Raw genomic sequence first — 21241 nt, 5'->3', positions numbered from 1 at the left:
CCGTTCAAGATGTCGCAGCCAGAAACACCCGCCCGCACCGCCATGGAGCAATTGCTCCACACACTCGATCTGGAAAAGCTGGAGGAAAACCTGTTTCGCGGCACCAGTCCCGATGTCGGCTGGCAAAGGGTTTTCGGCGGCCAGGTGATCGCCCAGGCGCTTGTCGCCGCACAGCGCTGCGTGGCGCCGGACCGGCACGTCCACTCCCTGCATAGCTATTTCATGCGCCCCGGTGACCCGGCGATCCCGATCGTGTACCAGGTCGAGCGGATCCGAGACGGCGCGAGCTTTGCCACCCGCCGCGTCGTCGCCATCCAGCACGGCAAGGCGATCTTCTCGCTGTCGGCGTCGTTCCAGATCGAGGAGGAGGGTTTCGACCACCAGCTCGACATGCCCGACGTTCCGCAGCCGGAAGCGCTGATGGGCGAGGCGCAGTTCCGCGAACTTCTGCTCGACCAGACCCCCGAGCCGGTTCGCCGCTACTGGGGCCGCGATCGGCCGGTGGAGTTCAAGCCGGTGTCGATGGATCATTACGTGTCGAAGGAAAAGCTGGCGCCGCAGGCCAATATCTGGGTGCGCACCACCGGGCCCGTGCCCGACGACCGCCCCACCCAGGCAGCGGTCCTGGCCTATCTCTCGGACATGACCCTGCTCGACACCTCGCTCTATGCCCATGGCCTGTCGATCTTCGAGCCGACGGTGCAGGCGGCCAGCCTCGACCATGCCATGTGGTTTCACCGCCCGACCAGGCTTGCCGACTGGCTGCTGTATACCCAGGACAGTCCCAGCGCCTCGGGCGCGCGGGGCATGACGCGTGGCAGTCTTTACGACCGCTCCGGCACGCTGATCGCCTCTGTCGCGCAGGAAGGGTTGATCCGCAAACGGGCAAATGAATAGTTTTTAGGCGTTTTTGAAAAACTGCACACATTTTCGGCGCATAACTGCCAATCATTTGCCTCTTTCTTGCCCGGCAATTTAAGTTCCTTTACTTTTCAATAACTTAATCGTTTGTTTCGAAACTGGCACGCCCCTTGAATAGGAAACTTCAGTCGCTGCTGAAGTCAAAGATCCAGCGGCAGGAGAGTCGGCCTGGTGCCGAGGAGAAGCAAAGGGAAACCAGATGAAGATTGTAATGGCCATCATCAAGCCGTTCAAACTCGACGAGGTACGCGAAGCGCTGACCGCCGTGGGCATTCAGGGCCTGACCGTGACCGAGGTCAAGGGTTATGGCCGTCAGAAGGGGCATACGGAAATCTATCGCGGCACGGAATACGCCGTCAGCTTTCTGCCGAAACTGAAGATCGAGATCGCTGTCGCCAGTGAAATGGTCGACAAGGCTGTCGAAGCCATCGCCGAGGCCGCCAAGACCGGCCAGATCGGTGACGGCAAGATCTTTGTCTACGCGATCGATCAGGCCGTGCGCATCCGCACCGGCGAAACCAATACCGAAGCTCTGTAAGAACGGCTGTAAGGGGAGTTGTTTTAAATGTCTTTGACCAAGTTTTCATCTGCGCTCGGGCGCATCGGCGCCACCGGCGCCGCGCTTCTGGCCCCGGCCGTCGCCTTCGCCCAGGACGCTGCTGCTCCGGCAGCCGCTGACGCCGCTGCTGCCGCCGCTCCGGTGGCAGACAAGGGCGACACCGCCTTCATGTTCATCTGCACCCTGCTTGTTCTGCTGATGATCCTGCCGGGCCTTGCGCTGTTCTACGGCGGTCTGGTTCGCGCCAAGAACATGCTGTCCGTGCTGATGCAGGTCACCATGGTTGCCTGCGTCGTCATGCTGATCTGGGCCGTCTACGGCTATTCCTTCGCCTTCGGCGGCGGCACCAACGCCTTCTGGGGTGGCACGGCCAAGCTGTTCATGGCGGGCATGACGCCGGAAGGCACGGCGGCCACCTTCTCCGACGCCGTCATTCCGGAATACATCTTCTTCCTGTTCCAGATGACCTTTGCCGCCATCACTCCGGCCCTGATCATCGGCGCCTTCGCGGAACGCATCAAGTTCTCCGCCGTCGTCCTGTTCTGCGCCCTGTGGGTCACCTTCGTCTACTTCCCGATCGCCCACATGGTCTGGGACGCATCCGGCCTTCTGTTCGGCTGGGGCGCGCTCGACTTCGCCGGCGGTACGGTCGTTCACATCAACGCCGGTGTTGCCGGTCTGATCGGCTGCATCATGGTCGGCAAGCGTACCGGCTACGGCAAGGACATGATGGCGCCGCACTCGATGACCCTGACGCTGGTCGGCGCCGCCCTGCTGTGGGTCGGCTGGTTCGGCTTCAACGCCGGTTCCAACCTGGAAGCCTCCGGCGGTGCGATGCTGGCAACCGTCAACACCTTCCTCGCCACGGCCGCTGCCGTCGTGTCCTGGTCGATCGTCGAAACCTTCACCCGCGGCAAGGCCTCGATGCTCGGCGCCGCCTCGGGCATGATCGCCGGCCTCGTTGCCATCACGCCCGCTGCCGGCATTGCCGGCCCGATGGGCGCGATCATCATGGGTCTGCTCGTCTCGCCGCTCTGCTACTTCTTCGTCTCCGTGGTGAAGAACAAGTTCGGCTATGACGACACCGCGGACGTCTTCGGCGTTCACGGCGTCGGCGGCTTCTTCGGCGCGCTGGCCACCGGCATCTTCGCCTCCTCGTCGCTCGGCGGCATCGGCTATGCCGACGGCGTCACGATGGGCGGCCAGTTCCTGGTGCAGCTCGAAGCGGTCATCGTCACCATCCTGTGGTGCGGTATCGGTTCCCTGATCCTCTACAAGGTCACCGACCTGATCGTCGGCCTGCGTGCCCCGGTCGAAGCCGAGCGCGAAGGCCTCGACCTCGCCTCGCACGGCGAAGCCGCTTACCACTCCTGAGATCGAACAGCGCTGCCGGACCATCCGGCAGCGCCGCTCGCCTCTTCCACCGATCGAAAAGCCCGGGCCCTCGCGCCCGGGCTTTTTTTGCTATCCGGCCGCCGCCGCCCGACGTCGCGCCCGGCAATCTTGCAACACCGGCTGGTTAATGAGGCTTTAACCCTAACGATCCTATAATGCCCGACAAGGTTCGGCCCCGTTCCGCCGTTACAGCCGGCGCTTCCGCAACTTAAAGAGCAAGCGGCAAGAGGATAAGAATGAGCAGAAGCAACACGGCCTATGGAGACGAAAACTCCGGCCGTTCGGTATTGAGCGCGTTCCTCATGCGTCAGGTCATGGGGCTGTCGGGCTTTGCCCTCTTCATACTGATCGCCCTGATCGTCGCATCGCTTGCCACGTGGAACATCTCCGACCCCAGCTTCTCCTATGCGACCGCCAAGCCGCCGACCAATATCCTCGGCTATCCGGGCGCGGTCGTCGCCGACCTGATGCTGCAATTCCTCGGTCTTGCCAGCGTCATCGCGCTGTTGCCGCTGCTCGCCTGGTCCCTGGCACTGGTCAGCGGCCGGCGCATCACCCGCATCCCCGCCCGTCTCGCCGCCTTCTTTGTCGGCGCGCTTTTGGCCGGCGCGGTGCTCGGCTGCGTGCCGCCACCCGCGACCTGGCCCATTCCCAACGGCATCGGCGGCGTCCTCGGCGACATGATCCTGCGCCTGCCCGCCCTCTTCCTCGGCAGCTATCCGACCGGCACCGCCGCCGTCATCATGGGTGCCGTGCTGGCGGTTCCGGCCGTCTGGACCATGCTCTTTGCCGCCGGCCTGATCGGTCTCGACGTGCCCGAACCCAAGCAGCCGGCCATGCCCGCGGCGCCAAAGCCCGATGCCCGCCGCCAGGAGCCGAAATTCGAGGACGACGAAGACGACGAGCGCGAGGGCTTCGCAGCCCTGACGCTCGGTGCCGTCACCCATGCCTGGTTCACCAGCCGGGCGCGCCTGCGCCGGCTTTTCGGCCTGAAGGGCTCGAGCCGCGGCCGCGACTATGACGAACCCTATGATTTCAACGAGGACGAGTTCGGCGGCCTGAACGATCCGATCCGCGCCCGCACCTCCGCCGGCGGCGATGCCAGCCTCGACATCGTGCCCGAACCCGCCCGCGTGCGGCCCCGCCCGATCATCAGCGGCCGCGGCCATACCGCCGGTGACGATCCGCGGCTGGACGACGACGATGTCCTGCCGCCGCGCCCGGCCGGCATCCTGCCCGACGACGATCTCGACGTGACGCCCGCCGGCCGTCCGGCCGCCCGGGTCTCGGCCCCGGCTGCCCGTCCGCGCCCCGGAGCCAAGGCCGCGCGCGATGCGCAGGGCTCCTTCCTCGGCACCGACGGTTTCCAGCTTCCCGCCGTCCAGCTGTTGGCCGAGCCGCGCGCCATTTCCCGCGACGCGACCCTGTCGAAGGAAGCGCTGGAGGAAAATGCCCGCATGCTGGAAGGCGTGCTGGAGGATTTCGGCGTCAAAGGCGAGATCATCCATGTCCGCCCCGGCCCCGTCGTCACCCTCTACGAACTCGAACCGGCGCCCGGCATCAAGTCGTCCCGCGTCATCGGCCTTGCCGACGACATCGCCCGCTCGATGAGCGCCATCGCCGCCCGCGTCGCGGTCGTGCCCGGCCGCAATGCCATCGGCATCGAACTGCCCAACCAGACACGCGAGACCGTCTATCTGCGCGAACTGATCGCGTCGGGCGATTTCGAGGGCAACAAGGCCAAGCTCGCCATGGCGCTCGGCAAGACCATCGGCGGCGAACCGGTGATCGCCGACCTTGCCAAGATGCCCCACCTTCTCGTGGCCGGCACCACCGGCTCGGGTAAGTCGGTGGCGATCAACACCATGATCCTGTCGCTGGTCTACCGGTTGCCGCCGGAAAAGTGCCGCCTGATCATGATCGACCCGAAAATGCTGGAACTGTCGATCTATGACGGCATTCCGCATCTCCTCTCGCCGGTGGTCACCGACCCGAAAAAGGCCGTCGTCGCGCTCAAATGGACCGTGCGCGAGATGGAGGAACGCTACAAGAAGATGTCGAAGATCGGTGTGCGCAACATCGACGGCTTCAACTCCCGCGTCGAGCAGGCGATCGCCAAGGGCGAGGTGCTGACCCGCACCGTGCAGACCGGTTTCGACCGCGAAACCGGCGAGGCCATGTACGAGACGGAAGAATTCGACCTGCAGCCGATGCCCTATATCGTCGTCATCATCGACGAGATGGCCGACCTGATGATGGTCGCCGGCAAGGATATCGAAGGCGCCGTCCAGCGTCTGGCGCAGATGGCCCGTGCCGCCGGCATCCATGTCATCATGGCCACCCAGCGCCCCTCCGTCGATGTCATCACCGGCACGATCAAGGCCAATTTCCCGACCCGCATTTCCTTCCAGGTGACGTCGAAGATCGACAGCCGCACCATTCTCGGCGAGCAGGGCGCCGAACAGCTGCTCGGCATGGGCGACATGCTCTACATGGCCGGCGGCGGGCGCATCCAGCGCGTCCACGGCCCCTTCGTCTCCGACACCGAGGTCGAGGAAATCGTCGCCTATCTGAAGACCCAGGGGCAGCCGCAATATCTGGATGCGATCACCGTCGACGACGACGAGGATGGCGACGGCGACGGCCCGTCGGGCACCGGCAATCTCTCCGATTCCGAGGATCCCTACGACCAGGCGGTCGCCGTGGTTCTGCGCGACGGCAAGGCCTCCACCTCCTATATCCAGCGCCGGCTCGGCATCGGCTACAACCGCGCCGCCTCGATCATCGAGCGGATGGAGCAGGAAGGCATCGTCAGCCCGGCCAACCATGCCGGCAAGCGCGAAATCCTGGTGCCGACCGAGAGCGACATCATCGACTGAGCCGCGGCGGCGCCTGAAACCGCCGCGACAGGCGCCGCGCAAGCTTTTGCGCCTAGCCTTGCTCTTGACGCGTCGCCCGCAGATACCACTTTGCTTGAAACAGGATCATGCCGCTCTGACGGGCCACAGCATGCTGCAGGCGATCAAATAGAGTTGAGATGACGACCGTATCGCGGCCACGAAGACGCCGCGTTTGTCGGTCATTGAAGGCGAATTGAAGGAGACACCCATGCGCCACGACACCCCGCTCAAGCCCGAAATCGCCCTGTCCGGCCTCACCCGCCGTGCGCTGGTGACGGGTGCCGCGGCGATCGGGCTCGGCATGCTTCTGCGGCCGATGAGCGTGCTGGCCGCCTCCGATGCGGCCCAGGAGATCGCCAACCACTTCTCTTCGGTCAAGACGATGATGGGCGATTTCGTCCAGTTTGGCCCGCGCGGCGAACAGACCGGCGGCAAGTTCTATATCGAGCGCCCCGGCAAGCTGCGCTTCAACTACGAGCAGCCGTCGCCGATGCGCGTCATCTCCGATGGGCGCAATGTCGTGATCGGCAACATGAAGCTGAAGACCTGGGACATCTATCCTCTGTCGAAGACACCGCTCAGCCTGCTGCTGGCCGATCATATCGATCTCAGCAACGACAAGGTGCGCAGCGTCAAGGAAGAGGACGACCTGACGACGATCGTGCTCGGCGACCGCAGCATCTTCGGCGATGCGCTGATCACCATGATGTTCGACCCGAAGACCTACGACCTGCGCCAGTGGACGATCACCGATCCGCAGAACAAGGACACCACGGTGATGATCCTCAACGTCAAGACCGGCGTCAATTTCGACGAACGGGTGTTCCAGGTCCCCTACGACCAGGTCCGCAAGATCTGACGCGTCGCGCCCGGCCATGCTCCCGGGGCAGAAGCCTTGGGAGAAAGCATCGGCTGCGCTGGCCTTCGGGGCCTGCCCTGGTCTAAGCTCGCGCCGCCCGGGCGCCGGCCATATATCTGCCCCATGCCATAGCCGCGGGAACTTCAACGGACAGGCGTTGTCCCGTGGTCTGCCGCCTTTCATCGAGGCTCGGCCCGCCGGGACACGCCTCGCACGCGCAGGACCGGCCCATGGCACTTTCGATCTCCACCTGGAACATCAATTCGGTGCGCCTGCGCCTGCCGATCGTCGAGCAGTTCCTCAATCTCGCCCGTCCCGACATTCTCTGCCTGCAGGAGATCAAGTGCCTCGACGAGCAGTTTCCCTATGAGCCGCTACGGGCGCTCGGCTACGACCATATCCTGCTGCACGGCCAGAAGGGCTATCACGGGGTGGCGATCGTCTCGAAGATCCCGCTCAGCGAAGATCACCGACAGGACTATTGCGGCATCGGCGATGCCCGGCATGTCTCGGGCCTGTTCGAGCATGGCGGCCGGCGCATCCGCCTGCATAATTTCTACGTGCCGGCCGGCGGCGACGAGCCGAAGCGCGAGATCAATCCGAAATTCGGCCACAAGCTCGATTTCATCGCGGAAATGCAGGCGCTGCGTTCGGACGCGGAGCCCGGCACCTCCTCGATCCTGGTCGGCGATCTCAACATCGCGCCGATGGAAAACGACGTCTGGTCGCACAAGCAGATGCTCAAGGTCGTCAGCCACACCCCGGTCGAGACCGAGGGCATGCGGCAGATCATCGAGGCCGGCAACTGGCTCGACCTGATGCGCCAGGGCGTCGACCCGGCCGAGAAGATCTATACCTGGTGGAGCTACCGGGCCAAGGACTGGGCCGCGGCCAACCGCGGCCGCCGCCTCGACCATATCTGGTCATCGCCGGATCTCGGGCCCCGTCTTCAGCGCATCGACATCCTGAAGGAGGCCCGCGGTTGGGAGAAACCCTCCGATCACGTGCCCGTCACCGCCCATTTCGACCTTTGAAAAACAAGATAGCCGGCGATCTATCGCCGGCTATCGGAACTTGTGCTCCATCGCGCCGGCGCGCTTGGCAAGGCTGGAAAGGGCGGCGCGGATGCGGTCCTCCACCTGACGCGCCATCGACGGATATTCCTCGATCAGGCGGTGAAAGCTGGCGCGCGTGATGCGCAGCACCTCAAGCTCACCCCGCGCAACAGCCGTATATTTGCGCTCGACCGCGGTCACCAGCGCCAGTTCCGACAGCATCGTGCCGTCATCGACGGCGGATACCGGCCGGCTTTGTCCGTCGCGGCCGGTATTCGACAGTTCCACGACGCCGCGCAGCACCACATAGGCGCTTTCGGCCGGCGCATGTTCCTCGAACAGGACATCGCCCGCCGCCAGCCGCTTGTGCTCGGAGCTGAAGGCCACCAGGCGCAGCTGCTCCTCGTCGAACGCCTCGAACAGCGGCACCCTTGCCAGCACGGCTATGTCGTCTTTCAGCGCCATGCGGCAAACCTCTTACGGAATGATCTTGTAGCCGCCGTTTTCCGTCACCAGGATCTCGGCGCGCGACGGATCGCGCTCGATCTTCTGCCGGAGGCGGTAGACATGGGTTTCCAGCGTATGGGTGGTGACACCCGAATTATAGCCCCAGACCTCTTCCAGCAGCACGTCGCGGGTCACCACCTTCTGCTCGGCCCGGTAGAGGTAGCGGATGATCGCCGCTTCCTTTTCGGTCAGCCGGATCTTCTTGCCCTCATCGGTCGTCAGCAGCTTCTGGCTCGGCTTGAACAGATAGGGGCCGACGCTGAAGGTGGCGTCCTCGCTGTTCTCGTGCTGGCGCAACTGGGCACGGATACGCGCCAGCAGTACGGCAAAGCGGAACGGCTTCGTCACATAGTCGTTGGCCCCGGCCTCCAGCCCGAGGATGGTGTCCGAATCGGTGTCGTGCCCGGTCAGCATGATGATCGGGCTCTTGAAGCCGCCCTTGCGGATCAGCTTCACGGCCTCGCGGCCGTCCATGTCCGGCAGGCCGACATCCATGATCAGCAGATCGACCTGGTCGCCGCGAACCGCCTGGATCGCCTTGGTCGCGGTCGCCTCCTGGCTGAGGACAAATTCGTCATACAGCGACAGCTGCTCGACCAGGGTTTCGCGAAGATCTTCGTCGTCATCGACAAGGAGAATGGTGCGCGCGTTCATCGTTCGTCTCCTATGGTCCGGCTCACAGATCCGCCGCCCGGTCGTGACCGGACCTGCCGACGCGTGGGGAACACAATAGCGTATTGCTCTCAATCCGTTGCTATGGATACACTCAAATTCACAGGCAAAGCAAAATCTCGTGAGACCCATGCCGCCAAAGCGCGCAAAACCGGAGCGCCGTCCGCTCGTTCTCGTCGTCCGGCCGGCCCCGCGCGACCATCGCCGCGGCATCCTCGCCTTCGGCTCCCTGCGGTTCCAGACGGCTCTTGGTCGCTCCGGCATCACCAGCGCCAAGCGCGAGGGCGACGGTGCGACGCCGCGCGCCAGCATGCCGGTCCTGTCGGGCTACCGGCGCGGCGAGCGGCCGCTCTTTCTTCCCTCGCCGCTCGCGCTCAAGCGCATCCGCGCCGACATGCTCTGGTGCGACGATCCCCGCCATCCGGCCTATAACCGTCCCGTCTCCGCCCCCTTTGCTGCCGGTCATGAAAAGCTGAAGCGCGCCGACCGGCTCTACGACGTCTGCATCGTGCTCGACTGGAACATCTCCGAACGCCGCCGCGGTTGCGGCTCGGCGATCTTCTTTCACATCGCCAGAGCAGGCTATCCGCCGACGGAAGGCTGCGTGGCAATCGCCGCGCGCGACATGGCCCGTCTTCTGCCGCACCTTCGCCGCGGCACGCGATTGACGGTGCTCTGACCCCTTCACATCTTTGCGCCACGCCTTACCTTGGGAACACCCGCTCGTCAGGGACGACACCCCTGCAGACCGCATTTTCAAAGGAGACCACCATGTCCGATCAGCCGCGCCTTGCCTTTCATGACGGCCACGCCATCCCGCAGGTCGGCCTCGGCGTCTGGAAAACCGCCAATGACGAGGCGGCCGCCGTCATCCGCACCGCCATCGACACCGGCTATCGCCATATCGACACGGCGGCCGCCTATGACAACGAGGAGGGCGTCGGCGAAGGCATCCGCCAGTCCGGCCTGCCGCGCGACGAGATCTTCCTCACCACCAAGCTCTGGAACACCGAGCAGGGATACGACCAGACCCTGAAGGCCTTTGACGCCAGCCTGAAACGGCTCGGCACCGATTATGTCGATCTCTATCTGATCCACTGGCCGGCGCCGTCCAAGGGGCTCTTCGTCGACACCTGGCGCGCCTTCATCAAGCTGCAGCAGGAAGGCCGTATCCGCTCGGTCGGCGTCTCCAACTTCTATCCCGAGCATCTGGAAAAGATCATCGCGGAAACCGGTGTCACCCCGGTGATCAATCAGATCGAACTGCATCCGGATTTCCAGCAGAAGCAGGCGCGTGATTTCCATCAGGCCCACAAGATCCTGACCGAATCCTGGTCGCCGCTCGGCCAGGGCAAGCTGATGCAGGACGCGGCGATCCAGTCGATCGCTAGGCGCCTCGGCCGCACGCCGGCGCAGGTGATCATCCGCTGGCATATCGAAAACGGCCTGGTGGTCATCCCGAAATCCTCCAACCCTGCCCGTATCGCGGAAAATTTCGATGTCTTCGGCTTCGAACTGTCGACCGAAGACATGGCCGCACTGGACGGACTCGATAGCCCCAGCGCCCGCATGGGTGCCGACCCGATGACCGCGAGCTTTTGATTGCAGCCTCTAAGGTCTCATCCCTAAAGTGAGGGGCGTTCGCCGGCCTTCCGGCGAACGCCCCTCGCAGCGTTAGAACGCTATCTTCCAGCCGGACCTGACCCAGACGGACGGATCGTCGCGAAGGCCCGATGCATTGAGGCTGATAAACGCTGTACCGCCTGCCGTGTCGAGTTCGGCGCCGATGCCGGCACGCAGCGAGAACTGGTCGATCTCCTGCCCCGGAAGAGCAAAGGCCGAGAGACCGAGTATCTGGCCACCTGTAGAGGCTGTACGATCCTCGAAACGATAGTCCGCTTCCAGCTTCGCGGTGAGCCTGAAACGCTCCGTAACATTGCCGACTGCATCGAGGCCGAGACGCGCCACCGTTTCATGGTCGTGGACACCGGCGAAGGACGCCGGGAACGAACCGCCCGTTTCGGTATAGGCATCCATGCTCGCATGCGCATAGGTCAGGCTGGCATAGGGGGTGAACGACCAGTCATCCAAGGCAAAGACGTCGTGCCAGTCCACCCGCAGCTTGGCGCCCCAGGTCTCGACATCGGTATCACCGTGAGAGCTGTCTGCGCTCCCTGCATTCAGATAACCCCGCTTCACGTCGAGACCGGCCCGAGAATAGTAGCCGCCGAACGTTGCATAGACATCGCCGAGGACGGGAAGGCTGACCTCGGGCGCCACGTGAAAGCCCTTCAGCATCATGTCGCCGCCCGTTGCGATATCCTGTCTGGCGTAGAGCCCACCGGCCGACAGTCTGGCGGTTGCTCCGCCTTCGAGACCGATCGCGTAGCTGATGTCGGCGATGCCGAAGCCACCCTCCAGGCTGTCGCTCTTCGTGCGACCGCCATCCGCCGTGATCGAGAACGACTGCTGTCCCGCAGCAAGAAGGTTGCGCATGGGCTCGCCTTGCGCGCCGTTCATCGTGATGTCCGCATAATCCAGACTGGGCTGGACATTCGGCTTGGCGGCGAGCGTGCGCGTATACTCGTCGACGTCGATCACGCCGCTGATATCGTCCATGACGCGAGCTATGTAGGCTGTCTGGTTCTGCGTCTCCCCGACGATCACCTTGCCGTCAGCGCTGACGCCCTTTGCCGTCTGGGAGAAGTCTACGTCCACCGTCACGCCATTGGCGCGCAGCCAGTCTTCGACGCTGATCATGCCGGTCGCGTTGGTCCAGCGAAAGGCGCGACTTTCGCCATTTTGCTGGGACGACGATCCGACGATCACGTTGCCATTTGCGTTGACGCCTTCGGCATAGGATAAAGATCCTCCGAGCGTGCCGAGGTCCGCCATGCCGGTGGCGGCCGTCCAGCGGAAAGCGTGGAGATGGCCCTGGCCCGTCTCGGACTCGCCGACAACGGTCCCGCCATCGGAGCTGACACCATAGGCTGAGGAATAGGCCTCACTGCCCGCCAGTGTCCCGAGGTCGATCATGTTCGTGGCGCTCGTCCAGCGGAACGCGTGGTTCACGCTGTCCCCAGCAGTTGCGGCCTGCCCTACCACGACGGAACCATCGGCGCTCACCCCGTAAGCGTATGAATAATTCCCACCAAGGGCCTGGAGATCTTCCATGCCCGAGGCCGTCCAGCGGAAAGCATGCGTAAACCCATCGCTTGTCTCAGAGAAGCCCACCACGGTGGTGCCATCCGAGTTGACTGCCCGAGCAGCGGAGTGTCCGCCGTTTTGGGCCAGAGTCCCGAGATCCTCCATGCCGGTCGCCTCTGTCCAGCGAAATGCATGAAAGTGTCTGTCTTCCGTCCCTGCGTCGCCGACGACCACCGAGCCGTCGATGTTGGTGCCGAAGGCAAAGGAATCACCCCCGCTCAGCGAGCCCAGATCTTCCATACCCTCAGGCGTCCAGCGAAATGCACGAAAGATGCCGTCCTGCCGCTGTGCTTTTCCTACCACACCGTTCCGTCGGCGTTCACGCCGTATGCGGTGGAATACAGACCTCCAAGCGTCCCCGGCTCCCAGAACCCGTTGGTCTCCTCGGCTATGCTCGGGCGTGTGGCGGAGGCGGCGCAGGCAGAGGCCAGCGCAACGATCGATATACCGCGAAGAAGGGCAGACCTGCCTTCGCAGTTGAGCTTGGATGAAATATCGATTCCAAGGAAATCTTTGCGCATGAGGGCGTGTCTCTCGAATATCGTCTGCTGAAAAGTCTCAGGATTGAGAATCAATGAATGCTCGCAGTGATAGAACGGGGGATGCGTCACGCCAACCGGAGCACCGACATGCGAAAAACGAGATCTTTTAAAGAAAAATCATAAATATCAATTTATTATATAAAATCTGCAGTCGGTGGCTGCACTGTCAGACTGGAGAATTGCAACCTACGTACGCGCGTGGACATGCCTGCCGCCCTGCAACCCTGAAGGGTGTCTCGTGTTGCGCGTCGAGATTACCTGTCAGGCGGCTTCACTTCGCCACCTTCGGCCAACGCGGACCTGACGGATCGGCAATCCGGCCTCATCCGCGACCTGAGGACGGCAAGCGTCCGACTTTCCTGAAACCGACGGTCTGTCGTGAAGACGGACCTGTGACTCGCCTCTTGTCGGACCCGCAGGCTACAGGCTGATGCAGATCGCACCTGCCACGACCAGCAGGCAGGCGGCGAGGCGGCGTGCGCTCAGCCGCTCCTTCAGGAAGGCAACGCCGATCAGCGCGGCAAAGACGACGCTGGTCTCGCGCACGGCGGTCACCAGCCCCGCCGGGGCAAAGGCATAGGCGACCACCACAAGCCCATAGGCGGAGAGCGCCACCACGCCGCCGCCAGCCGCCTTCCATGTGGTCGACGACCGCAGGTCAAGCGTCAGGCCACGCCGCCTGACCGCGACCACCGCGGCCAGCAGGATGCCATAAAGAAACAGCACCCAGAGCGCATAGGAAAGCGGCGTGACCACCGTCTTCACGCCGCGGGAGTCGACCGTCGAATAGCAGGCTATGATCGCCGCCGTCGCCAGCGCGAACAGCAGCGAGGCATTCGAGGCCCGGGTCTTGCCGATCGACAGGCTGAGAATGCCGAACGCGATCGCCCCGATGCCCGCCAGATGCAGACCCGACAGCACGTCGCCGAACAGCACGAAGCTTGCCAGCGTCACCAGCAGCGGCACCGTGCCGCGCACCACCGGATAGACCTGGCCGAGTTCGCCGTGCCGATAGGCGGCGACGAGAAACAGGCTATAGCCGACCTGCAGCAGGGAAGAGGCGAGAATATAGGGCCAGGCGCCCGAGCCCGGCAGCGGAAAGAAGAACAGCGTCGGCAGGGCGATCGCCGAACCGGCCAGCGACATCACCGTCACCGACCACAGCCGGTCGGTGCCGCTGCGCAGGAAGGCGTTCCAGCTGGCATGCAGCACGGCCGCACAGAGCGCCAGGATGACGGCGACCGCGCTCATGCGGCCTCACGGCGGGCAGCGGCCCGGCAAGGGATGGCAACGGCGAGGACAAGGTGTCGGTCTGCGATGGGGGTGATTCCGGCTGCAGGAGAGACTGCCTGTGTAGCATGTCTGGCGGCTGGGAATACCGGTCTCGCCCGGAAAGCCCGCAAAAAGCACGCATGAAAATAGGCGGCCCCTCAGGACCGCCTTGATGTCATGCGCAAAAGCCGCCTTCGGCTTATTTCCACTCGCGGATGTCGACGAAATGTCCGGCGACGGCAGCCGCCGCGGCCATCGCCGGCGACACCAGATGGGTGCGGCCCTTGTAGCCCTGGCGGCCTTCGAAATTGCGGTTCGAGGTCGAGGCGCAGCGCTCGCCCGGCTTCAGCCGGTCGTCGTTCATCGCCAGGCACATCGAACAGCCCGGCTCGCGCCATTCGAAGCCGGCCGCCTTGAAGATCGCGTCGAGGCCCTCGGCTTCCGCCTGTTCCTTGACGAGACCGGAGCCCGGCACGACCATGGCGGACACGCCGTCGGCGACCTGCAGGCCGTCGATCATCTTGGCGGCAGCGCGCAGATCCTCGATCCGGCCATTGGTGCACGAGCCGATGAACACCCGGTCAATGAAGATGTCGGTCATCCTGGTGCCCGGCTTCAGGCCCATATAGTCGAGCGCGCGCCATTTCGACGTCCGCTTGTTCTCGTCCTGGATGTCGTCCGGGTTCGGCACCACGCCCTCGATCGACACCACGTCTTCCGGCGACGAGCCCCAGGAGACGATCGGCGGCAGATTGGCGGCATCGAGCACCACGGTGCGGTCGAAATGGGCGCCTTCATCGCTCACCAGCGTCTTCCAGTAGGCAACCGCCTGGTCCCAGGTCTCGCCCTCGGGCGCGCGCGGCTTGCCCTTGATATAGTCGAAGGTCTTTTCGTCCGGCGCGATCAGTCCGGCGCGTGCGCCGCCCTCGATCGTCATGTTGCAGACGGTCATGCGGCCTTCCATCGACAGCGCCCGGATCGCCTCGCCGGCGAACTCGATCACATGGCCGGTGCCGCCGGCGGTACCGATCTCGCCGATGATCGCCAGGATGATGTCCTTGGCCGTCACGCCCTCGGGCAGCTGCCCGTCGACGCGCACCAGCATGTTCTTCGCCTTCTTCTGGATCAGCGTCTGGGTGGCGAGCACATGCTCGACCTCCGACGTGCCGATGCCGTGCGCCAGCGCACCGAAGGCGCCATGCGTCGAGGTATGGCTGTCGCCGCAGACGATCGTCATGCCCGGCAGGGTAAAGCCCTGTTCCGGTCCGACAATGTGGACGATGCCCTGGCGCTTGTCCTTTTCGGAATAGTATTCGACACCGAAATCGGCGGCATTCTTGGCCAGCGCCTCGACCTGGATGCGGCTTTCTTCGTTCTTGATGCCTTCGATGCGATCCGGCGTGGTCGGCACGTTATGGTCGACGACGGCCAGCGTGCGGGTCGGCGCATGCACGGTACGGCCGGTCATGCGCAGGCCCTCGAAGGCCTGCGGCGACGTCACCTCATGCACGAGGTGACGGTCGATATAGAGCAGACAGGTGCCGTCGTCCTGGCGGTCGACCAGGTGATCTTCGAAAATCTTGTCGTAAAGGGTGCGGGGTGCGCTCATGGCGTGCTTCCATCCAGACTGGGAAATGAGGGATTCTTGTGAGATACCGGCGACGGGGCGTCGGGACCGCTCAGGCGGCGGCCCGGCCCGCGGTCAGGTAAGGCGGCTGTTGAGCGCCCCGGATACGCGCGCGAAAAACCGTGCCGGCAGACGCTTGTGGTCCTGCAGCACGATAAACTGGTTCGCGAGACATCCGAATTTCGATCCCATGAATGGCGTTTTAGCAGTTTTGCCCGGCCGCTGCAATCTGCCAGCGCGCCGTGAGACAGCGATCATCCGGCCATGCGCTGGCGCGGGAGAAAGCCTTGCGGGAGTGCAGGCGCGGCTCCGGCGCCGCTATCGGCTCCGGTCGTGTCCATGGCCGGGATCGTGATGTGATCGGCCGGCAGGCCTGCTCTCGCCCGCTCGACCATCATCGCATAGCCGGTCTCCAGATGCCGGGTGAAGCGGGCGGTGTCGAACAGCGGCAGATGTTGCCGCCTGTCGCGCAGGTGCTGGCGGATCCCCTCGCGCCAGAGCCTGTTCTGCGCCAGGCGCACTGTCAGCGCCACATAACCGGCCGGGTCGTCCGCCACCAGCTCCGGCAGGTCGACGGCATGCAGCAGGCTGGCACTCACCCGCGAGGCGAAATGGCTGCCATAATAGGTGGGCACGGGCACCCCGGCCCAGAGCGCGTCGGAGGTTGTCGTGTGGCCGTTATAGGGAAAGCTGTCGAGCGCGATGTCGGCAGCGCCCAGGCGCGCCACATGGTCGGCCGAGGTCACATAGGAGGTGAAGATCAGACGCTCGGCGGCAATGCCTTCCCGCTCCATCCAGGCAACCAGGTTCTGCCGCGCCAGCGGTGTCTTGAGCATCAGCCAGAGCACGCTGTCCTTGACCGCGCTCAGCACCTGGGTCCAGAGATCCAGCGTGTGCCAGGTGATCTTGCGCGAGGCGTTGAAGGAGGAAAACACCAGCCGTCCCTCCGGCAGGCCGATCTCGCTGCGCGAACGGACGGCAGGCGTGGCCCTGAAGAGATTGTCATTGGCCTGGTAGCTGTCGGGCATCCGGCAGAATTTCTCGTGATAATGCGGCTTGCTGCTGTCGGGCAGGACGAAACGGTCGCCGACGACATAGTCGCAGTCGATCCCGACGCCCGAGCCGGGAAAGCCGAGATAGGCGACCTGGATCGGCGCCAGCCCCTTGTTGACGAGCCCCATCCGGGCGCCGCGCGTCGCCCCCTTGAGATCGACGAGAATGTCGATCTGGTGCGAGCGGATCAGTTTCGCCGCCTTGTCGTCGTCGAGATGGCCGATCGGCACGATTGTCGGATAGCGCTTGCGCATGCCCAGGTCCTCGGCCACCACGCTCTTGTCGGTATGGCAGAACAGGGTGATGTCGAAGCGCTCGGGGTCGTGGCTCATCAGCACGCCCTGGAAGAGATGCATGGTCGGATGCTGGTCGCAGAAGTCGTTCGACAGATAGCCGACGCGGATCTTGTCCTGGAAGCGATGCGGCCGGCTCCGGCGTGCCGCCCGGCTTTTGTCCAGCGAACCGAAGCTGCCCAGACCATAGGTGATCGACTTATTGACGCTTTCGTCGGCGCACCAGCTGATATTGTCGAGATGCTGCTCGCCGGCCAGATATTGCGAATCGCCGCGCTTCAGCCGGTCCAGCAGCGCCTGGTCCTCCAGCCGCCGCTCGTCGACGGTGAAGGTCTCCTGCAGCAGCGACCGGAAGGTGCGGAAGGTATGGGCGTCGAAGGGCAGCGTCTTTGCCGCCGTGCGCGCCAGCGTCAATGCCGTCTGGCTGTCGTCGGCCCGCGCCCGGAATTCGGCCGCAAGCGCCCGGAACATCGGCTCCTTGGCGGTTTTCAGGTCGGCGGCCTGGGTGAAATAGTCGGCCGCCTCGGCAGACAGCTGCAGCTTGGCGCAGCTCTGCCCGGCAATCAGCAGCACCTCGATGCCTGGCCGGTTCTTTTCCAGGGCGAGCGGCCGGATAAGGTCGAGGGCCTTGGCGAACTGCCCCGACTGGTAGTGCTTGAGAGCGGTCTGGAGCGCGCTGGCCATGCCTTGCTGTCCTCACTGAAGATCAATTCGGCCCAGTCTGCCACCTAGGGCTGTCGCAGGGCTTGCGGGGCATTGCCCTGACGGGGCTGAAATGGGAGGAAATTTGCCGGCGGTCGTGCGAAGGTAGCGATTCGCCGCCTATGCACCTGCGCCAACCAAGCCGGAAAGCCCGATGAGTCTCGTTTCGATCTTCATGCCCAGCAATCGCCCGTTCGCGTCGAGCCGCGTGGCGATCGAGAGCGCGATCGTCTATGCGGAAAAGACCGGCGGCCGGCTGATCGTCTCGGACAATTCCGGCGACCCGGAAAAGCTGGCCGTGTTCGGCAATGCCTCCGACCATATGCTCTACCTGCACAGCCCCGGCGCTTCGCCGGCCGACAATTTTCTGCGCGCACTCGCAAAGGTGGAAACACCCTTCGTCATGCCGATGGGCGACGACGACGAGATCTTCCTGCTCGACGACAAGCCGAGGATCGATCTGTCGATGCTCGACGACGACATTGTCGGCCTTCGCCCGACGACGGTCGTCTGGACGGTGGAAAACGGCATCGTCGCCACCAACCAGTTCCAGATCCGCGCTGCCACCGCCGATCAGCGCATCAACGAATATCGCCGTCTGGCGCCGGGCAACAACGCGCTCTATTACGCCACTTTCCGCACCGCCACCTACAAGGCGCTGTTCGAACCCTTCTATACCCTGCATCCGACCCGTGGCGGCTATTGCGACTGGTCGCTGGTCTTTGCCCTCGTCGCCTGCGGCCGCATCCCGCACGACCCGGCCACCGTGTTCCGCTACAATCTCGGCCGCTGGTCTTCGCCGGAAAGCATTCGCGACACGACGCAATCGCTGTTCACCGCGGTCGGCCTGCCGCCGGAGGCGATGCACTATGCCCGGCTGATGCGCTTCGTCGACACCCATTGCCTGCTGTCCTCCAGGCACCTGCCGCTGCAGCCCGATCAGCGCCAGCAGGCGATCGCCCTGCATGGCAGGACGACGATGCAGAGCTTCCGGGCGCAGGTGACGCAGGAACCGCAGCGGTTTTCCGCCGAGGCCCGAGCCTTGGCCGGCGCGCCCGAGAGCTTCGACGACATGCAGGCGGTGTTCGAGCGCAGCCTGACGGTGCTCGATGGCCTGAAGCCCGACCTCAGCACACTTTATCGCGACTATTACCAGGCGCTCGCCGGGACCTGACGAAATGCGCCCGCTGGCGGAGAGATGCCTTCAGGTCCCGCCGCGCCGCTGCCGCATTGCCCTTTCGATCCGCCGCGCCCCGGCGACAGGCCGATCGTCAGGATCGGATAGACATAGGCGACGATCGAATAGGTCTCGAAGACGCGGAACGAGCCGGAGGCATAGATCTTGCCCGCCTGGCTGATATCGGCAAGGGCCGGCCGATATGGCTTGGTCGCGGTTGATCGCTGCCGCCGTTTGCGCGGCAGCGATCGGCTTTTGGGTCAAGCCGCCTTGACGTTCTCTTCGCGATCCCAGACGCGCAGCTTGGCGCAGGCGGCGATAAAGGCCTTGGCGTCCCTGGCCTCGGCAAGCGCCATGCAGCCGTCGTCGAAATCGGCGGCAAGGCCGGTCTTTTCAAACAGCGGCATCGCGGCCTCGTTGTAGGCGATGAACTTGCAATGGGCGAAGGCGTCGTTGACGAAGTCCTTGGCCGTCGATTCCTTGACCAGTGTCTTGATGCCATCCGCCGAGGCCAGCACGGCTACGGCATCGTAAAGCACCGACGGACCGCCATTGATCTTCTGGTCCGCCTCGATCCAGGTGCCGTCGCTCGCTTCGACCCCGCCGACCATCGGGGCCACGAACTCGACCATCGCACCTTCGTCCTCGGCCGCCTTCTTCAGCGCGGTGACGAGGGCGATGTCGACGCCATCGGTGACCAGGATGCCCAGCTTGCGGCCCTTGAAGCTCTCCGGACCATTGAGGATGATCGACAGCTTGGCGGAGGTCTCGAGATCCTGCCTGGTCGGCATCGCGGCATTGGCAGGCTTGGGGATCGCCTTCAGCCGCAATCCCTTGGCAACCGTCTTTGCCAGGTCATCGTCGACATTGAGCAGATGGGCAACCATGCGCTCCCGGATCGCAAGCGTTTCGACCTTCGAAAGCTCGAAGGTGAAGGCGTCGGCGATGTGATCCTTCTCCGTATCCGTCTGGGAGAGATAGAACTGGCGCGCCTGGCTGTAATGGTCGGAAAAGGTGTCCGAGCGGTAGCGACCCTTGGGGGCGTCGATCTCTTCCGGATAAGACGTGAAACCCTTGTCCGGATCCTCGCGCGGCCCGCCGATGTCGGGGCCCCACGAATTCGGCTCGTAGTTCGCCCGGGTCGTCGGATTGTGGAAGGCCATGTGACCGTCCTGCTGGAAGTGGTGGAACGGACAGCGCGGCGCATTGACCGGCAGATGGGTGAAATTGGTCGATCCCAGCCGGCTGAGCTGCGTGTCGAGATACGAGAAGTTGCGCCCCTGCAACAACGGGTCATTGGTAAAATCGATGCCGGGCACGAGGTTGCCGGTATGGAAGGCCACCTGCTCGGTTTCGGCGAAGAAATTGTCGACCACGCGGTTCAGAACCATCTTGCCGACGATGCGGACCGGCACCTCTTCCTCGGGGATGATCTTGGTGGCATCCAGCACGTCGAAATCGAATTTATCGGCGAAATCCTCGTCGAACAGCTGCATCCCCAGCTCCCATTCGGGATAATCGCCCGCCTGGATCGCATTCCACAGGTCGCGGCGGTGAAAATCGGGATCGGCCCCGTTGAGCTTGAGCGCTTCGTTCCACATCACCGATTGCAGGCCCTGCTTCGGCTTCCAGTGGAACTTGACGAAGGTCGACTTGCCCTTCGCATTGACCAGCCGGAACGTATGAACGCCGAAACCTTCCATGAAGCGGAATGACCGTGGGATCGTCCGGTCCGACATGATCCAGAGCGCCATGTTCATCGCCTCGGGTGTCAGCGAGATGAAGTCCCAGAAATTGTCATGGGCGGTCTGCGCCTGCGGAAAGCCGCGGTCCGGCTCCTGCTTGGCCGCATGGATCAGGTCGGGAAACTTGATGGCGTCCTGGATGAAGAAGACCGGGATATTGTTGCCGACAATGTCCCAATTGCCTTCCTTGGTATAGAATTTCACCGCAAAGCCGCGCACATCGCGCGCCACATCGGCCGAGCCCTTGTTGCCCGCCACGGTCGAGAACCGAACGAAGACCTCGGTTTTTTCGCCCTTGCGCTGGAAGAGGTCGGCACGGGTGACATCCGACAGCGGCTCGTAAGCCTCGAAATAGCCGTGTGCGCCGAAGCCGCGGGCATGCACCACGCGCTCGGGAATGCGTTCATGGTCGAAGTGGAAGATCTTCTCGCGGAAATGCTGGTCTTCCAGAAGCGTTGGCCCGCGCGCGCCGGCCTTCAGCGAATTCTGGTCGTCCGATACAGGCGCGCCCTGCGCCGTCGTCAGCGTCTCGACCCCTTTGCCGCTCGTCTGATGCAATTCGCCGCCGGTGCCGCGAAGCACCTTCTGATCACCGATGTCGATCTTCTTCAGATCGTCGGATCCCTTTTCCATAGCCATCATATACCTCGTGAGATTTGCGGAGTTTCCGGAGACGGCGGCATCGACATAGCGCCTTCCGCTCCAGTCGTCGTTCAACACCACGCCTGCGTGCATTGTTCCGCCGATGCACACGA

16 protein-coding genes and 1 pseudogene are annotated in these 21241 nt (G+C 63.8%); 9 read left to right on the top strand and 8 right to left on the bottom strand.

Annotated elements, in window-relative coordinates; genetic code table 11:
- Nucleotides 1-9 precede the first annotated feature (9 nt).
- The 6 genes from tesB (at nt 10) to xth (ending at nt 7668) form a co-directional block, all read left to right on the top strand.
- Nucleotides 10-897: an acyl-CoA thioesterase II gene (gene tesB, locus J2Z17_RS16740; protein ID WP_209946776.1), complete on the top strand. Its 888-nt coding sequence runs from the start codon at nt 10-12 to the stop codon at nt 895-897.
- A 223-nt stretch (nt 898-1120) separates the two neighbouring features.
- The gene (locus J2Z17_RS16735) at nt 1121-1459 is read left to right on the top strand and encodes a P-II family nitrogen regulator (RefSeq protein WP_209946775.1); all 339 of its coding nucleotides are present in this window, start codon (nt 1121-1123) and stop codon (nt 1457-1459) included.
- 27 nt (nt 1460-1486) lie between these two features.
- On the top strand, nt 1487-2854 hold the full coding sequence (locus J2Z17_RS16730) for an ammonium transporter (RefSeq protein WP_209946774.1): 1368 nt from the start codon (nt 1487-1489) through the stop codon (nt 2852-2854).
- Nucleotides 2855-3111: 257 nt separating this feature from the next.
- Nucleotides 3112-5754 carry a DNA translocase FtsK gene (locus J2Z17_RS16725; RefSeq protein WP_209946773.1) on the top strand — a complete coding sequence of 881 codons (2643 nt, stop codon included), beginning with the start codon at nt 3112-3114 and terminating at the stop codon, nt 5752-5754.
- Between the two features lie 229 nt (nt 5755-5983).
- Nucleotides 5984-6634, top strand: coding sequence for an outer membrane lipoprotein carrier protein LolA (locus J2Z17_RS16720; protein WP_209946772.1), 651 nt, complete (start codon nt 5984-5986; stop codon nt 6632-6634).
- A 230-nt stretch (nt 6635-6864) separates the two neighbouring features.
- Nucleotides 6865-7668, top strand: coding sequence for an exodeoxyribonuclease III (gene xth / locus J2Z17_RS16715; protein ID WP_209946771.1), 804 nt, complete (start codon nt 6865-6867; stop codon nt 7666-7668).
- Nucleotides 7669-7698: 30 nt separating this feature from the next.
- Here the strand turns inward: xth and J2Z17_RS16710 are convergent, their stop codons facing one another.
- Both J2Z17_RS16710 and J2Z17_RS16705 read right to left on the bottom strand, forming a co-directional pair.
- Nucleotides 7699-8154 carry a cyclic nucleotide-binding domain-containing protein gene (locus J2Z17_RS16710; protein ID WP_209946770.1) on the bottom strand — a complete coding sequence of 152 codons (456 nt, stop codon included), beginning with the start codon at nt 8152-8154 and terminating at the stop codon, nt 7699-7701.
- A 12-nt stretch (nt 8155-8166) separates the two neighbouring features.
- Entirely contained in the window at nt 8167-8850 is a 684-nt protein-coding gene (locus J2Z17_RS16705) for a response regulator transcription factor (RefSeq protein ID WP_209946769.1), read from the bottom strand.
- Between the two features lie 148 nt (nt 8851-8998).
- Here J2Z17_RS16705 and J2Z17_RS16700 point away from each other — a divergent pair, with 148 nt between their 5' ends.
- Together J2Z17_RS16700 and J2Z17_RS16695 are read left to right on the top strand one after the other, a co-directional pair.
- Nucleotides 8999-9547, top strand: coding sequence for a L,D-transpeptidase family protein (locus J2Z17_RS16700; protein ID WP_209946768.1), 549 nt, complete (start codon nt 8999-9001; stop codon nt 9545-9547).
- A gap of 92 nt (nt 9548-9639) precedes the next feature.
- Nucleotides 9640-10470, top strand: a complete 831-nt coding sequence (locus tag J2Z17_RS16695; protein WP_209946767.1) for an aldo/keto reductase — start codon at nt 9640-9642, stop codon at nt 10468-10470.
- 72 nt (nt 10471-10542) lie between these two features.
- On the opposite strand, the gene J2Z17_RS16690 is transcribed toward J2Z17_RS16695, so the two are convergent.
- From J2Z17_RS16690 to J2Z17_RS16675, 4 genes are all read right to left on the bottom strand, one after another.
- Nucleotides 10543-12315 carry an autotransporter domain-containing protein gene (locus J2Z17_RS16690; protein ID WP_209946766.1) on the bottom strand — a complete coding sequence of 591 codons (1773 nt, stop codon included), beginning with the start codon at nt 12313-12315 and terminating at the stop codon, nt 10543-10545.
- Between the two features lie 722 nt (nt 12316-13037).
- A complete protein-coding gene (locus tag J2Z17_RS16685) occupies nt 13038-13868 on the bottom strand; it encodes a DMT family transporter (RefSeq protein ID WP_209946765.1) in 831 nt (276 codons plus the stop codon).
- Between the two features lie 220 nt (nt 13869-14088).
- On the bottom strand, nt 14089-15498 hold the full coding sequence (leuC, locus tag J2Z17_RS16680) for a 3-isopropylmalate dehydratase large subunit (RefSeq protein ID WP_209946764.1): 1410 nt from the start codon (nt 15496-15498) through the stop codon (nt 14089-14091).
- A 272-nt stretch (nt 15499-15770) separates the two neighbouring features.
- Nucleotides 15771-17546 (bottom strand): O-linked N-acetylglucosamine transferase, SPINDLY family protein, encoded by a 1776-nt coding sequence (locus J2Z17_RS16675; RefSeq protein WP_209946763.1) that lies wholly within the window; start codon nt 17544-17546, stop codon nt 15771-15773.
- Nucleotides 17547-17718: 172 nt separating this feature from the next.
- Between J2Z17_RS16675 and J2Z17_RS16670 the strand changes: the two genes are divergently transcribed.
- The gene (locus tag J2Z17_RS16670) at nt 17719-18738 is read left to right on the top strand and encodes a glycosyltransferase family protein (protein ID WP_209946762.1); all 1020 of its coding nucleotides are present in this window, start codon (nt 17719-17721) and stop codon (nt 18736-18738) included.
- A gap of 30 nt (nt 18739-18768) precedes the next feature.
- On the opposite strand, the pseudogene J2Z17_RS25605 reads toward J2Z17_RS16670, so the two are convergent.
- Both J2Z17_RS25605 and katE read right to left on the bottom strand, forming a co-directional pair.
- Nucleotides 18769-18932 (bottom strand): annotated as a pseudogene (locus J2Z17_RS25605) (amino acid ABC transporter permease); the annotation flags it as partial.
- A gap of 69 nt (nt 18933-19001) precedes the next feature.
- On the bottom strand, nt 19002-21125 hold the full coding sequence (gene katE, locus J2Z17_RS16665) for a catalase (RefSeq protein ID WP_377300121.1): 2124 nt from the start codon (nt 21123-21125) through the stop codon (nt 19002-19004).
- Nucleotides 21126-21241 lie beyond the last annotated feature (116 nt).

Source organism: Heterorhizobium halophytocola (genome assembly GCF_017873095.1).
GTDB lineage: Bacteria > Pseudomonadota > Alphaproteobacteria > Rhizobiales > Rhizobiaceae > Allorhizobium > Allorhizobium halophytocola.
The sequence above is the reverse complement of the archived record's forward strand: the minus strand, read 5'-3'. Positions and strand labels throughout refer to the sequence as shown.

Excerpts from the sequence above, each read along its gene's own strand:
- tesB (WP_209946776.1), top strand. The coding sequence starts at position 10 with ATGTCGCAGCCAGAAACACCCGCCCGCACCGCCATGGAGCAATTGCTC.
- J2Z17_RS16735 (WP_209946775.1), top strand. The coding sequence starts at position 1,121 with ATGAAGATTGTAATGGCCATCATCAAGCCGTTCAAACTCGACGAGGTA.
- J2Z17_RS16730 (WP_209946774.1), top strand. The coding sequence starts at position 1,487 with ATGTCTTTGACCAAGTTTTCATCTGCGCTCGGGCGCATCGGCGCCACC.
- J2Z17_RS16725 (WP_209946773.1), top strand. The coding sequence starts at position 3,112 with ATGAGCAGAAGCAACACGGCCTATGGAGACGAAAACTCCGGCCGTTCG.
- J2Z17_RS16720 (WP_209946772.1), top strand. The coding sequence starts at position 5,984 with ATGCGCCACGACACCCCGCTCAAGCCCGAAATCGCCCTGTCCGGCCTC.
- xth (WP_209946771.1), top strand. The coding sequence starts at position 6,865 with ATGGCACTTTCGATCTCCACCTGGAACATCAATTCGGTGCGCCTGCGC.
- J2Z17_RS16710 (WP_209946770.1), bottom strand. The coding sequence starts at position 8,154 with ATGGCGCTGAAAGACGACATAGCCGTGCTGGCAAGGGTGCCGCTGTTC.
- J2Z17_RS16705 (WP_209946769.1), bottom strand. The coding sequence starts at position 8,850 with ATGAACGCGCGCACCATTCTCCTTGTCGATGACGACGAAGATCTTCGC.
- J2Z17_RS16700 (WP_209946768.1), top strand. The coding sequence starts at position 8,999 with ATGCCGCCAAAGCGCGCAAAACCGGAGCGCCGTCCGCTCGTTCTCGTC.
- J2Z17_RS16695 (WP_209946767.1), top strand. The coding sequence starts at position 9,640 with ATGTCCGATCAGCCGCGCCTTGCCTTTCATGACGGCCACGCCATCCCG.
- J2Z17_RS16690 (WP_209946766.1), bottom strand. The coding sequence starts at position 12,315 with ATGGAAGATCTGGGCTCGCTGAGCGGGGGTGATTCCTTTGCCTTCGGC.
- J2Z17_RS16685 (WP_209946765.1), bottom strand. The coding sequence starts at position 13,868 with ATGAGCGCGGTCGCCGTCATCCTGGCGCTCTGTGCGGCCGTGCTGCAT.
- leuC (WP_209946764.1), bottom strand. The coding sequence starts at position 15,498 with ATGAGCGCACCCCGCACCCTTTACGACAAGATTTTCGAAGATCACCTG.
- J2Z17_RS16675 (WP_209946763.1), bottom strand. The coding sequence starts at position 17,546 with ATGGCCAGCGCGCTCCAGACCGCTCTCAAGCACTACCAGTCGGGGCAG.
- J2Z17_RS16670 (WP_209946762.1), top strand. The coding sequence starts at position 17,719 with ATGAGTCTCGTTTCGATCTTCATGCCCAGCAATCGCCCGTTCGCGTCG.
- katE (WP_377300121.1), bottom strand. The coding sequence starts at position 21,125 with ATGGCTATGGAAAAGGGATCCGACGATCTGAAGAAGATCGACATCGGT.